Origin of the sequence: Microbacterium sp. Ld4, assembly GCF_045066555.1 — a bacterium.
Taxonomy (GTDB): Bacteria; Actinomycetota; Actinomycetes; order Actinomycetales; family Microbacteriaceae; genus Microbacterium.
In genome coordinates this window covers 467419-481405 of sequence record NZ_JBISHE010000011.1, presented here as the reverse complement: position 1 = coordinate 481405, position 13987 = coordinate 467419, and the positions used below count along the sequence as shown (strand labels likewise).

General features: G+C 72.6%; 8 protein-coding genes. 2 read left to right on the top strand and 6 right to left on the bottom strand.

Going from position 1 to position 13987, the window contains the following annotated elements; translation table 11 throughout:
• The first annotated feature begins 2 nt into the window (after positions 1–2).
• Positions 3–1235 carry a multiple monosaccharide ABC transporter permease gene (gene mmsB, locus ACJJV7_RS09635; protein ID WP_405375312.1) on the top strand — a complete coding sequence of 411 codons (1233 nt, stop codon included), beginning with the start codon at positions 3–5 and terminating at the stop codon, positions 1233–1235.
• Position 1236: 1 nt separating this feature from the next.
• Entirely contained in the window at positions 1237–1362 is a 126-nt protein-coding gene (locus ACJJV7_RS09630) for a hypothetical protein (protein WP_405375313.1), read from the top strand.
• Between the two features lie 38 nt (positions 1363–1400).
• Here the strand turns inward: ACJJV7_RS09630 and hrpA are convergent, their stop codons facing one another.
• The 6 genes from hrpA to ACJJV7_RS09600 form a co-directional block, all read right to left on the bottom strand.
• Complete coding sequence (hrpA, locus tag ACJJV7_RS09625; RefSeq protein WP_405375314.1) at positions 1401–5297, bottom strand: ATP-dependent RNA helicase HrpA; 3897 nt, start codon at positions 5295–5297, stop codon at positions 1401–1403.
• A 79-nt stretch (positions 5298–5376) separates the two neighbouring features.
• Positions 5377–6135 (bottom strand): hypothetical protein, encoded by a 759-nt coding sequence (locus ACJJV7_RS09620; protein ID WP_405375315.1) that lies wholly within the window; start codon positions 6133–6135, stop codon positions 5377–5379.
• Positions 6136–6137: 2 nt separating this feature from the next.
• The gene (locus tag ACJJV7_RS09615) at positions 6138–6716 is read right to left on the bottom strand and encodes a hypothetical protein (protein WP_405375316.1); all 579 of its coding nucleotides are present in this window, start codon (positions 6714–6716) and stop codon (positions 6138–6140) included.
• Positions 6709–7566, bottom strand: coding sequence for a PP2C family protein-serine/threonine phosphatase (locus tag ACJJV7_RS09610; RefSeq protein WP_405375318.1), 858 nt, complete (start codon positions 7564–7566; stop codon positions 6709–6711). Before ACJJV7_RS09610 ends, ACJJV7_RS09615 begins: the two co-directional genes overlap by 8 nt.
• Positions 7563–7850 (bottom strand): FHA domain-containing protein, encoded by a 288-nt coding sequence (locus tag ACJJV7_RS09605; RefSeq protein ID WP_405467847.1) that lies wholly within the window; start codon positions 7848–7850, stop codon positions 7563–7565. Before ACJJV7_RS09605 ends, ACJJV7_RS09610 begins: the two co-directional genes overlap by 4 nt.
• A complete protein-coding gene (locus tag ACJJV7_RS09600) occupies positions 7847–13975 on the bottom strand; it encodes an Ig-like domain-containing protein (RefSeq protein ID WP_405467845.1) in 6129 nt (2042 codons plus the stop codon). Before ACJJV7_RS09600 ends, ACJJV7_RS09605 begins: the two co-directional genes overlap by 4 nt.
• Positions 13976–13987 lie beyond the last annotated feature (12 nt).

The window sequence follows — 13987 nt, the reverse complement described above, 5'->3', positions numbered from 1 at the left end:
TGATGTCCAACGACGCTCTCACCCCCGAAACCGCCGCCGGCGGGGGGATCAACCCGACCGAGAACCGCTTCACGCGCTGGCTCGCCACCGTGCTGTCGGACCTCGGCAAGAACGGCATCTTCATCGCGTTGATCGCGGTGGTCGCCCTGTTCGCGATCCTCACCAACGGCATCCTCCTGCGCCCGCAGAACCTGTCGAACCTGGTCGTCCAGAACGGCTACATCCTCGTCCTCGCCATCGGCATGGTGATGATCATCATCGCCGGCCACATCGACCTGTCGGTCGGCTCCGTCGCGGCCTTCATCGGCGCCGTGTCGGGCGTGCTGGCGGTGGACTGGGGACTGCCCTGGTGGCTCGCCCTCATCCTCTCGCTGCTCATCGGAGCTCTGGTGGGCGCCTGGCAGGGATTCTGGGTCGCCTATGTCGGCATCCCCGCCTTCATCGTCACCCTCGCGGGCATGCTGATCTTCCGAGGACTCGCGCTCGTCGTGCTCGGCAACCAGAACATCGGCTCGTTCCCCACCGAGTACCGCGCCCTGGGCAACGGCTTCCTATCGGGCCTGTTCGGTGAGACCGATCCCGACATCTTCACCCTCGCCGTCGGCGCCGTCGCCATCGTCGCCCTCGCCGTGCAGCAGGTGCGCACCCGCCGCGGACGCGCGAAGTACGGCCAGCAGGTCGACCCGATCCTCTGGTTCAGCGCCAAGCTGGCGCTGATCGCCGTCGTCATCGGCTGGTTCTCCTTCGCCCTCGCGTCGTACAAGGGGATCCCCGTCACCCTGATCGTCCTCGCCGCGCTCGTGCTGATCTACGGCGTGGTCATGAACCGCACGGTCTTCGGCCGCCACATCTACGCGATCGGCGGCAACCGTCACGCGGCGGAGCTGTCGGGCATCAAGACGCGTCGGGTCGACTTCTGGCTCTTCGTCAACATGGGCGTCCTCGCGGCCCTCGCCGGCCTCATCTTCACGGCCCGACTGAACCTCGCCGGTCCCAAGGCCGGTGACGGCTTCGAGCTCGAGGCGATCTCCGCGGCCTTCATCGGTGGCGCGGCGGTGCAGGGTGGTGTCGGCACGATCGGCGGCGCCATCATCGGTGGCCTCATCATCGGTGTGCTCAACAACGGCATGTCCATCATGGGCATCGGCATCGAGTGGCAGCAGGCCGTGAAGGGCCTCGTGCTGCTGCTCGCGGTCGCTTTCGACGTCTACAACAAGCGCCGGGCCGGGCACTGAGATGACCGACCGCAAGAACGACCTCGAGCGCCCCGGTCCGACGACCGCGCGCATCACGATGTGGATCATGGGAGGCGCCGTGGGCGTCTACATGATCGCCAGCGGCCTCATCGGGGCACTCACCTGACCTGACCGGATGATGGTGGGCCTCGCGGGCACGGACGATCAGTCCGTGCCCGCGAGCGCTTTCGAGATCCGTTGCAGGGAGACCGGCTCGGCCGTGCCGAGCCGCTGGGCGAACAGGCTGACGCGCAGCTCCTCGAGCAGCCACCGTGCGTGCGCGATCCGCGCGGGCGCACCCGCGGGCAGGGGCAGCGAGCCACCGGCATCCGTGAACAGCGCCGCGGCGCGCTCGTACTCGGTCATCCGCTGCCGGTCGCGGCCGGGATTGTCGGAGAGGGCGTCGACCCGCTCCTTCGCCCCCTGCAGGTACCGGGGGAGGTGCGCGAGACGATCCATGCCGGTGCGCGAGAGGAAGCCCGGGTGGATGAGCCCCGAGACCTGCGCTTTGACGTCGCCGAGCGCGGCCAGGAGGGTCATCGAGTTCTGACCGCGCACCGCGCGCTCGACGTCGCGCTGCAGCGTCAGGATGTGCGCTGCGAGCGAGACCGTGCGGAAGAGGTCGTCGACGATGCGCGCCGACAGCGCGTCGCGAGCGGCGGCGAACGCGGCCGCGCTCCGGACGGGCGCTCCCGACAGCACGGCGTCGGCGACGGCGACGCGGGCGTCTTCGACCAGCGCCTTGGCGGAGGCATACGGGGACGCCGCCAGGGCGAGCTTCTCGGAAGCGGTCAGGTGCTCCATCACGTATGACGTCGGCGACGGCACCGCGAGGAGCAGGAGCCTCCGCACGCCGGCGTGCGAGAGCTCGGCGGCCCGCTCGGCCGTCGCCTCGATGCGGAGGGCGACGGAGTCCTTCTCGTCGACGAGGGCCGGGTAGCCCCGCACCACGCCGCCGGCGACCCTGGTGTCGACGACATCGGGCAGATCGGCGAGGTCCCAGGTCGTGATCCCGCGTCGCTCCGTCGGCGCCGCGGCGGCGGCCGGCGCGGCGGCGTCTCGCGCCGGTGCGGGCTGCGGGCCCCGGCGCGGGGCGAGGGAACGGGCGACGGACTCGCGTGCGCGGCCCGCCAAGCGCTCCTGCAGCTCGACCAGGTCACGCGATGACGCGACCGCGCGCCCGCGGTGGTCGACGGCGCGGAACGACACCGTCAGATGGGCCGGAACGCGCTCCAGGTCGAAGTCGGCGGCCGAGACGGGCTGGTGGGCGACCCGCTGGATGCGGGCGGCGAGGGCGGCGCGCAGCGACATCGCCGGCAGGCCGCCGTGGTCTTCGGGCCCGGCACCGGTGAGTTCGTCGCGGAGCGTCGCGGCCCAGTCGGCGGCGGGGACGACGTGACGGCGGATCGGCTTCGGAAGGGCCTTCAGCAGCGCCGCGATCAGGTCGTCGCGCATTCCGGGCACCTGCCAGTCGAACCCGTCGGGGCGCAGCTGCGCGAGCAGGGCCAGCGGAATGACGATACTGACACCGTCGTCGGGCGCGCCCGGCTCGAACCGATAGGCGACCGTCAGCACCTGATCGCCCTGATGCCACCGCGTCGGAAAATCGCGCTCGTCGGTGCGCGCGCTCTCGCCGAGGAGGTCGGCCTCGGTCATGTCGAGCAGCTTCGGCGTGGCGGCCTGCGTCTCACGCCACCAGGACTCGAACGAGCGCACGTCGACGACGTCGCGGGGGAGGCGGGCGTCGTAGAACGCGTAGACCGCCTCATCGCCGACCAGGATGTCGCGCCGCCGCTCGCGCTCCTCGATGCGCTCCAGCTGACGCCGCAGCTCGCCGTTGCGGCGCTCGAACGCCGTCAGGCGCTTGTCGAGGTGCTGACTGTTCCATTCGCCCTCGACGAGCGCGTGGCGGAGGAAGAGCTCGCGGGCGAGCTCGCGGTCGAGACGCGCGAGCTGCACGCGCCGCCGCGGGATGATCTCGACGCCGAACAGGGTGACCTTCTCGGCGGCCACCGCCGCACCGGCATCCTTCGACCAGTGCGGGTCGCTGATCGTTCGGTGCGCGAGGTCGCCGGCGAGGTCCTCGGCCCACGCGGGGTCGATCGCGGCGACCGTGCGTCCATAGAGCCGGGAGGTCTCGACGAGTTCCGCGGCCATGACGGCATCGGGAGAGGCCTTCCGCAGCCCTGATCCGGGAAAGATCGTGAACGAGGTGCCGCGTGCGCCACGGTACTGCGGCAGCTGTTTGCGGGCGTTCTTCTTCTGCGGGTCGCCCTTGTGCAGCGACCGGGTGTCGAGGATGCCGATCTGCGAGAGGAGCCCCGACAAGATCGCGCGGTGGACGGCAGCGGGCTCGGCTGCCCCGGTCGCCGCGCTTTCGCGTGCGGCAGCCCCGCGGTCACCCTTCGACGGGCGGGAGAGAGTGCTGAGCTGACGGTGCACGTCGAACCACTCGCGCACGCGCACGTAGTTGAGGTGCTCGGCGCGGCACAGGCGGCGGAACGCGCTCGACCCGAGCTCGCGCTGCTGTTCGCGCAGGTGGTTCCAGAGGTTCAGCAGGCTGAGGAAGTCGCTCGTCGGGTCGGTGAAACGGGCGTGCAGCCGGTCGGCCTCCTCGCGCCGCTCCTCGGGACGCTCCCGGACGTCCTGGATGGACAGCCCCGAGACGATCGCGAGCACCTCGCGGGAGACGCCGAGCTTCTCCGCCTCGAGCAGCATGCGCGCGAACCGCGGATCGATCGGCAGACGCGCGATCCGGCGGCCGAGGCCGGTGAGAGCGAGCGCGCCGGTGGTGCCCGCGACCGCGCGGAGCTCGGTGAGGAGCTCGACGGCGGCTTTCACACCGCGGGAGTCGGGCTTGGTCAGGAACGGGAACTCGGTGACATCTCCGAAGCCCAGCGAGAGCATCTGCAGGATGACCGAGGCGAGCGAGGTGCGGAGGATCTCCGGCTCGGTGAACTCGGGCCGGCCCGCGAAGTCCTCCTCACTGTAGAGACGGATCGCGATGCCCGGCGAGGTGCGGCCGGCACGGCCCGACCGCTGCTGCGCGGATGCCTGCGAGATCGCCTCGATCGGCAGTCGCTGGATCTTCGACCGCGCGCTGTACCGCGAGATGCGCGCCGTGCCGGTGTCGACGACGTAGCGGATGCCGGGAACGGTGAGGCTCGTCTCCGCGACGTTGGTCGCGAGGATCACGCGGCGGCGGAGACCGGGCACGGTCGACCGCTCGAACACCCGGTGCTGCTCGGCCGAGGACAGTCGCCCGTACAGCGGGAGCACCTCGGTCGGGCGGGCATCATGCGCATACATGCCGCGCACGGCATCCGCGGCATCTCGGATCTCGGCCTCGCCAGGGAAGAACACGAGCACGTCGCCGCCCGTCTCGCGGTCGAGTTCGCGGAGTGCCGCGACGAGCCCGTCGACGTCGTCTTCGGCGGCCTCGTCGTGCGGCCGGTAGCGGACCTCCACCGGGTAGGTGCGCCCCGACACCTCGATGACGGGAGCCGGCACGCGCTCACCCGAGGCGGTCGTGGCGGCGAAGTGGGCCGCGAAGCTCTGCGGATCGATCGTCGCCGAGGTGATGATCACCTTCAGGTCAGGGCGCTCGGGCAGGATCCGGGCGAGGTAGCCGATGAGGAAGTCGACGTTGAGCGAGCGCTCGTGGGCCTCGTCGACGATGATCGTGTCGTACCTGCGGAGCAGCCGGTCGCGGTGGATCTCGTTGAGCAGGATGCCGTCGGTCATCAAGGTGACCTGCGTGTCGGCGGTGACCTCGTCGGTGAAACGGACCTTGTACCCGATCGTGCCGCCGAGAGGAACCTGCACCTCCTGCGCGAGGCGCTCGGCGATCGAGCGAGCGGCGATGCGCCGGGGCTGCGTGTGGGCGATGCGGGTGCGGCCGAGCTCGAGGCAGATCTTCGGGAGCTGGGTCGTCTTGCCCGAGCCCGTCGCCCCCGCGACGATGACCACCTGGTTGTCGGCGATGGCGCGCGCGATCTCCTCCCTCGCGGCGCTGACGGGCAGCTCCGGGGGATAGGAGATCACCGGCGTGAGAACGGACACAGCCTTCGATGGTATCGCGGCCTGACGTCGCCGGCGCGCGTCCGTTCAGTGGGGTGTGCGGCCCAGCGGAGCCGGCGCGTCAGCGCTCGGCGGGCTGGTCGAGCAGCGGCAGGTCCGCCGACGTCACGAGGCGCGACAGGATCGCATGCTCGACGAGGCGCGCGCGGCGATTGGTGGCGAGCTTGCCCGCGCCGCCGCGGAGGCCCTGCACGCCCTCACGGTCGAACTTGTCGCAGACATTGTCGAGCTTGCGGTTGAAGGTCGTGAGCGGCCAGCCGAGCCGCTCCGCCGCGGCCGCAGAGGACGGGATCTGGCTGGAGCCCATCATGCCGCCCCGGAGGATCGGCTCGCACAGCGCGATGAGCAGCTGACGCTGGGTGACCGTCAGCGGCACGGCGCCGATCGTCGTGCCACCGTCGGCGTCGGCATCGGACGGCAGTGCGCCGCGGCTGACGAAGCGCGCCGCCTCGTTGTGGATCGTAAACTCGTAGGTGAACGACCCGGCCGTGAACATCACGAGCAGCTCGGGGAACACGAGCGGAACCCGGGTGCCCGGGCCGAGCATCGCCTGATACGCGCCGTCCGCGGTGGCCAGAGCGACCGAGATCGAGCGCCCGGTGTTCGCCAGCCACCACATCTCGTTCGAGGATTCGATCTCGAGCAGGCGGCGATGGAGGTACGGGTTCGTGTCGACCACGAGATCCGCGTCGCGACCGATCGAGTACGTCTCGCCGGGCGTGGGGTGGAACCATTCGCCGCAGAACTCGATCGAGAGCTCCGCTGCCGCTGTCTCCGCCGTCTGGGCGGCTGCCCCCGGCTGCTGGGTGTCTTCCGTCACCGTCATCCCCCTCCGACGAACATCATGATGAGTGCGATCCCCGCGCCGACGATCAGCACGGTGCCTCCGAACAGCGTGGCCACGAGCACGCCGCGACCTGTCCGGCGGGAGCCCGAAACGCCTGTCGGCGCGATGCGCGGCGGCGGCGGCGTCACCGGCGCCCGCGTCACGGGAGCCGTGCCCGACGGTCCCCGCGGCGGATAGACCGACGACGCTCCCGGCGGAGGCGGCGTCGAGGCGCTGCGCGGCGTGTCGGCGCGGCCGTGCGCGATGGACGTCGCCGCCGCCGGGGCGTCCGTCCGCGGAGCGATCATCGTCGCGTCGTCGGCGTCGAAGACGCGGCCGGCCGCTTCGTCCCGGCGCCGGTTCGACAGTGCGTCGGCTTCGTCGCGCAGCCGGTCGGACCGGCCCGCCGCCTCGTCGCGGCGGCGGTCGGATCTGGTGGTCGCTTCGTCCAGGCGACGGTTCGACAGCGTCGTCGCCTCGTTCAGGCGACGATCTGAGAGCGTGGTGGCGTCGTCGAGCCGGCGGTCCGGCTGCATGTCGGGCACGTCCTCCTCCGGAGCGTCGGTGTCACCCACGGCCGCGCCTCCGCGACGAGGGCATCGTCGACACCTCGATCGTGCCCGTCACCGACTCGCTCGTCGGGAACCCGCCGGTCGTGTCCTCCAGACGCGGGTGGATCCCGCCGCCCACCACATCGACGACGATCACCGTGACGTTGTCCCGCCCGCCGTGCGCGAGCGCCTGACCGATGAGCGAACCGGCGGTGTGCGTCGGTGAGCCGCCGACGAGCAGGCCTGCACGGATGGCCTCGTCGGTGACCTCGCCCGACAGACCGTCGGAGCAGACCAGCAGTCGCTCGCCGGTGACGACGGGCAGCAGCCAGTAGTCCGCGGGGCTGTGCTCGCTGCCGACCGCTCGGGTGATGACGTTGCGACCCTCGTACTGCGACATCTGATCTCGGGCGAGCTGGCCGGCATCCACCAGCTCCTGTGCGACGGAGTGGTCGATCGTCAGCTGCTCGAGCCGCTCGGCCAGCAGCCGATAGACGCGCGAGTCGCCGACGTTCAGCACGAGCCAGCGCTTCTCGCCGCCCTGCTCGACCGACACGACGCCGGTCAGCGTGGAGCCGGCCCCGCGGGTGGTCCCCTTCGCGATCAGGCCGACCGCGTCGTGGGCGGCCGTGACGGCGGCTGCGACCTCTTCGGGCTGCACGTCGTCGCGACCGATGAACGGCCGGAAGGCGTCGACCACGGCGGCCGACGCGAGGTCTCCGGCTTCGTGGCCGCCCATCCCGTCGGCGACGACGAAGACCGGGTAGTGGGCGAGGAACGAGTCCTCGTTGGCGGCGCGCCGAAGACCGGTGTCGGTCTGCGCCCCGCTGATCACCTCGAGGTGAGCGGGGCCGGCGTCGCGTCGCGTGGTCATCGCGGGTCGGTCGCCAGGCGGAGCTCGGCGTCGCCGAGGAGGAAGCGGCCCGCGAGCGGGGCGCGACCGCTCACTTCCGCCTCGTCGTCGGCGTCGCCCACGAAGACGCCGTTCGTGGAGGCGAGATCGGTGATGGTCCAGCTGCCGCCCTCGAGGCGGAGCAGCGCGTGCGTCTTGGAGACGGTGCGGGTCACGTCGTCGATCGCGATGCGCTGGGCGTCGGGGGAGTCGCTCGGGGCGACGGGGTTGCGACCGAGGACGGCGGTCTCGCCCGTCAGCGTCACGACGGCGCCCCCGGGCAGGTGGAGCGTCGCGCCGGGGCGCCGGTGGGCCGCCAGGACGGTGTGCTCGTCGAGCTCGTCGTCGGCGGCCGGGGCGGCAGCGGGCGCCGGTGCGGCGTACGGCGGCGGCGTGGCAGCGACAGAGGCGGAGGCCGGCGGCGCAGCCTGGGCCGAGGCCGGCGGCGCAGCCAAGGGAGAGACGGGCGGGGCGGCCAGGGGGGAGGCCGTTCCGGCTCGGGGGGCGGCGGGAGGGCGCAGGTGAGGACGAACTCGGCGCGGCCGAATGTCGCGAGCGAGCCGGTGAACTCGACCGCGTAGGTGTAGCGGCGCTGGAGGACGCCCTCCTCCACCACCACGTCGAGAACGCGGTAGTCCTCCGCGGCGGCCTGCACGGTGGTCGTGCCGGTCGGAGCCTGTCCGAGCTCGCACCGCTGGCCGAAGTCGACGCGCGCCGGGTAGACGGCGCCGACGTTCTCGGGACGCACGGTCACCGCGGTCGCCTCGCCGCAGCCGAAGGCCTCCGCGCAGGATGCCGCGCGGATCGGGCCGGGGTTCACCCCGGAGCGGAAGAGCGAGCGGAAGTCGGTCGTCCACGCGCCGCTGTCACCGGCGCGGTAGCGCACCTCGAAGGGGGGAGCGGCACGCAAGCCCGTCGGCGCGGAGACGTCCTGCCAGGCCCAGACACGATCGCCGTCCGACACCTCCGCCCGCGAGTCGACGCGGTACACGGCATCGCCCGACGGCGCCGCGATCGGTCCGGTCGGCGTGATCTGCTGCGTCACCGGTCCACCGTCGCCGAAGCGCTCACCGCCGTCCTCGGTGACGGCGCACGCGCGGATCGTCGCCGGGGTCCACAGCGCCAGCTCGCCGCGGAACTCGCGCGTCACCACCCCGCCCGACGCCGAGGTCCGCTGGGTCGGCGTGCAGGCCTGTGTACCGGTGGAGAAACCGTAGAGCACGGCGTCGCCCGCGCCGTTCGGGCGGATCGTCGCCCGCGCGGTGACGACGGAACCGTCGTCGTTCTGGGAGACGGCGAGGTCGACGCGCGGGGCGCCGATGCCGGCCGCACGCAGCTCGAGCGCCCGGCCCTCCGTCGAGCCGCCCGCGACCGGCGGAAGCTCGAACTCGGTCAGCGGGGTCGCGACGAGGGCGACCGGCTCGTTCGACCCGACGCGGTAGTTCGCGAACGTGGCTGCGCCGCCCACGACGGCCTGTGTCGCGCTCCCGGCGGCGCCACCGGAGAGGCGCACGCTCCCGGTCGTGTCGTCGAGGCCCGTGACGACCACGGTCGCCACGCCGCCCTCGTTCCCAGACGGAACCGGATCGACGCTCGCCCCGCCCGGCTGCGCCGGCGCGCGGTACGCCCATGCCTCGGTCCGGACGCTGCCGCGGGAGCTGCCGACCGAGCTGATCGCCTGCGCCTCGTAGACGCGCTGCTCGCCGACCGGGGCGGAGAGGGGCGCGCAGGCGCCGGACGCCGGACACGTGGCGACCTCGCGGCCGCCGGTGGTGATGCGGTAGCGCTCGACGGCCGGGTAGGAGCGCGAATCCGAGGTCACGCGAAGGGTCACCGAGTTCTCGGTGAAGGCGGTCCACTCGACGCGGGTCGGATCGGCGGGGAGGCCCCGCAGGTCGAGGATGACCTGACCGTTGCGGTCTCCGCTCGACTGCCGGCCCTGAGCATCCTGCACCGTGAACGATCCCGTGCACTCGGCGGCGCCCTCGGCATCCGAGGACCAGCTCGCCCGCACCGACGACGCGCCGGCGGGGGCGAAGGAGACGCCGGGGCAGTTGGCCGGGCCCGCCGCGCCGGTGACCCGCAGCGGGGTTCCCGGGAGCGGGTTGACCTCGCCGGCGGCGCCGATGACGTCGATCGTGCACGAGGAGGTGCCGCCCGACTGCGAGCACGTCTGCACCGCCGATCCGCCGCGCGGAAGCGCCGACGGCGCGGGACCGACCGTCAGCACGAGGCTCGCGGCGGCGGCATCCGGATGACTCGGCAAGGAGACGGCCACGGCCTCCTCGCGGCCGGGACGGGCATCGTCGGCGGCCGTCACCGTCACGACGCCGCGCGAGGTCGTGACGTCGAACTGGTCGCCCCGATAGGCGGCGGCGAAGCGGAGCGACGCGGGGTCCTCCGCCCCCGCCCACTGCACCATCTGCGACAGGTCGTACTCGGCCGACTCGCCCGGCCGGACGGCCAGCGATGCGCTCCGCACCGACGGCTGCGGCGTCTCGGCCTCCACGGCGACGCGGAGGGTCAGGAAGGTGAACTGCTCCTGCACTCCGAGGCGTGCCGGCACGACGCAGGTGTCGTTCCACGGCGCACCCGATCCCGCCGTGTAGCGCACGACGGTGCCGGAGAGCACGCGGCACGAGGCCTCGGGCCGGGCGCCGCCGCTGCGGACGCCGGCGCCGTCGAGCACGAGCGTCTGCCCCTCGGGAAGGACCACGGTGTCGGCCACGTCGACGTCGACCTGCTCGTTCTCACGGACGGCCAGCGGATCGAGGCCGGCACGCAGGGACAGTCGGATGTCGGCGGTACCCGGAACGCGGAGGAAGCCGTAGGAGGTGACCTCGGCGCCGTCGAACGCGGTGCCGGAGACTTCGAAGGGGATGAGGCGCGAGCGTTCGGGGAGGGGGCCCGAGATGCTCCAGCCGTCGGAGTCGACCCCCTCCGGGTCGCCCCACAGGCGCAGCTCGAGCCCGGCGGGATCGCCCGTGTTCCACGACACCATCCCGCTGAGCACGTCGACGCCGCCCGGGAAGTCGCCGCGATCTTCGAGCGTGAGCACGGTGTCCCGGATGACGGGGTGATCGGGCACGGGGTCGCGGACGACCTTCACGACGAGGAGTCCGATCGCGCTGTCGCCCTCGGCGTTCTCGACCGCGTAGCTGTATGAGAACGTCCCGAGCGCCGCGCCGGCGCGCACCGTGACGGCGCCGTCGTCGACGGCGCTCAGCCGCTCGGCGAGCGCGTCGAACTCCGCACTGCCCGCGGCCGCGTTCGGCACGACCTCGATCAGCTCCAGCTCGCTGCCGAGGGGATCGACGTCGTTGTCGGCCGGTCGCACGACGACGGTGCTCTCCGCGCCCGCCTGGACCTGCACGTAGTCGCTGAACGTCACCGGGCTCGGGTCGCTCTGGGCGGTGATGACGCCGACGCGGACCTCGGCCGTGCCGGTCGCCCCGCGGTCGTCGCGCACCTGATAGCGGAAGCGCACCTGCCCGCTGAAGGCGTCGGGACTCGTGTAGACGATCGCCTGCCCGTCGGCGGAGACCGCCGCCGATCCGTTCTCGGGCTGCGACGCGACGGTGTCGAGCACGACGGTGTCGCCGTCGGGGTCGACCGCGTAGGCCTCGAGGGGGATCGTGACCGCTTGTCCCGCCACGACCCGGCCCTCGAGCGTGCGGGGCAGCGGCGCCCGGTTCTCCTCGTCACCGGTCACCGTCACGGTGACACGAGCGGTGTCGGTGACCTCGGGGAAGCCGAGCCGGTAGATCGTGTAGCTCAGCGCGTACGTCCCGGGGGCCTCGGGCGCGAGATAGCGCACCAGCCGCCCCGACGCGAAGGCGAGCCCGCCGCCGGTCTCGTTCGTGATCGACGACGGATCGATCGCGACCTGTGCGCCCGCCGGCGCGCGGTCGTTGTCGAGCACCGGGATGTCGATCTGCGCGCCCGCCCGCACGGTGACGGCATCGTCCACGGCGATCGGGCTCTCCGCCGCGCCGGCGGGGAGCAGGATGACGGTGACCTCGCCCTCGGCGGACGCCGCTTCGGCCCCGCTGCCGTCGGTCAACCGGTAGCGGACCACGCCGAGACGGCCGGGCTCGCCGTCGTCCGTCGCACCGCTGACCCGGAGGAGGCTCTGTCCCACCAGATCCACCGAGAGGGCCGCCCGCGGGTCGCTGTCGGGGCGGATGTCGTCGAGCAGGAGCACGAGACCGGCCGGATTCGCCGCCGCCGCCGAGACGTCGATCGTCGCGTCCTCGTTCGGGCGGACGAACGCCGTGAGCGGGGGAGTCGAGACAGGGGCGTCCTCGCGGGCGCGCATCGTCACGCGGACCGTGGCCGACACCTCCCCGACACCGTCGCGCACGCCGTATTGGACGACGTAGGAGCCCGGTTCGGTCGCGGAGAACGACATGCCGAGAGCTGCCGGGTTCGCTGTCGCCGTCGAACGCGCCGTGTCGAGGGCGACGAGGGAGCTGAGAGTGACCGGGCCGCTCGCCCCCGTCACATGGTCGGCGACCGAGATGGCGAGCGGCTCGCCTGTCACGCCGGTGACGGCGAACGACTCGGCGCTCAGCTCCGGCGCCGGGGTCACCTCGATCGTCAGGGGCTGCACGGTGCGTCCGCCGAGTGCGTCGGCGACGACCACTCCGACCTGGACGCTCGTGGCATCCGTGACACTCGGATCAGGATGCTGGTAGGTGAGCTCGCCCTCCGGCGACGTCGTCACGGTGCCCACGCTGGGCGCTCCCTCGATGCCCGCGAGATACAGCGGGTCGCCGTCGGGGTCGACCCAGCCGGTCAGGACGTCGGCGGTCACGGTCGCGCCGGGAGCGACGCTGAGCACCGGCCACGTGGCCAGGCACCCTTCCGTCCCGCACCATTCCGGGGCGCGGTTCTCGTCTTCGGCGACCACGCGCAGCGTGACCGTCGCCACCTCGGAGACCAGGCCTCCGGCGGACGTGCCGTCGGTGACGCGGTATCGGATGCGGGCGGTCCCCGTCGCATCCGGAGACACCGATACCGCCAGCTGCTGCTCGGCGCCGGTGATGGTGGCCACGCCGAACGTCGCGTCGACGCCCTCGAAGGAGCCCACGTCGATGCTGAGGACGTCCTCGTTCGGGTCGTGGTCGTTCAGGAGCACGGGGAGGAGGGCGACCGATCCCGCGCGCACCCCGAAGGCGTCGTCGACGGCGACGGGCGGCTTCGGGTCGAGCACGCGGTCGGCGGTGACGTCGTTCTCCTGCTCGACCTCGGCAGCCGGCTCGAGCTGCCACTGCTGAGACGACGCGACGAGCTCGCCGGTGGGAACGCGCCACACCCAGCCGGAGCTGCGGTCGTTGAGGGCGAGCCGGGCGCCGTTGCCGACGAACGCCGGGTCGACGCCGTCGCCGATGTCGGCGCCGGCGTAGTCGAGGGGGGCGGTGGCATCCGGATCCGCGCTCGACCACAGCGTGCCGCCACCGGTGCCGTCGCGGAGCCACCCGGCGTGCACCTGGTCGCCGAGGGCGGTGGGGGCGGCGGGGATGCCCAGCCCGTCCTGGTCGAGCAGACGTTCCGGGCCTCCGTCGCCGAGGGGCACGCTCGTGACGCCGGCAGGGTCGGCGATGACGACGTCGGCTCCGGCGGTCCCCGCCCGCTGGATGATCGCCCCGGCAGCCGGTGACGTCTCGGCGATGGCCTCCCGCTCCTGCACGGCGAGCTGTCCCGTCGGGGCGTCGTAGAGGGCCCACCGCCCCGCGACGGAGGTCAGCTGGGCGTCGGCGGGGGAGATCGGCGGGGTCTCCTGGTCGGTGACGCGTCCCGTCGCCGCCTCGCCTTCGACGATGAGCCCTTCGGATGCCGAATAGGCGAACACCAGGCCGTCGGCGTCGACCGAGACGGCGGTCGCAGTGAAGCGCGGCGCGTCTTCGCCCTCCGCCGGCGCAGCACCTCGGTAGGGATCGAAGGGGAGTGGCGCCCCGCCGCCGGAGAGGGTCGCGGTGAACACCGCGCCGCCCTCGGTGCGGTAGACGATGTAGTCGCCGGCGGTCACGATGTCGACCGTTCCCGGCGGCGTCGGTGAGAACACGTCCTCCGCCTCGGCTGTCAGGTCGGCGGGCCGGGCCAGGTCGACGTTCGAGAACTGGGCTCCGCCGTCGCTGTAGACGAACAGGCGGTCGGCGGTCTGCGCGAGCTGCGTGCCGTTCTCGACCTGCTTGACGGTGTCGATCTCACCGAGTTCGAGGTTGACGCGCGCGTAGCCGCTGCCGGTGCCGTTCTGCAGGGCCCAGACGGTGCCGTCGTCGAGCGGTGTCTGCTGCGCGTCATAGCCGGGCCAGACGACGGCGAGGGTCGTGACGAGGCCGATCACCGCCGTGACCGCGCCCGCCCCGATCCAGGTGGGGGGGCGCACGCGGCGTCGCTC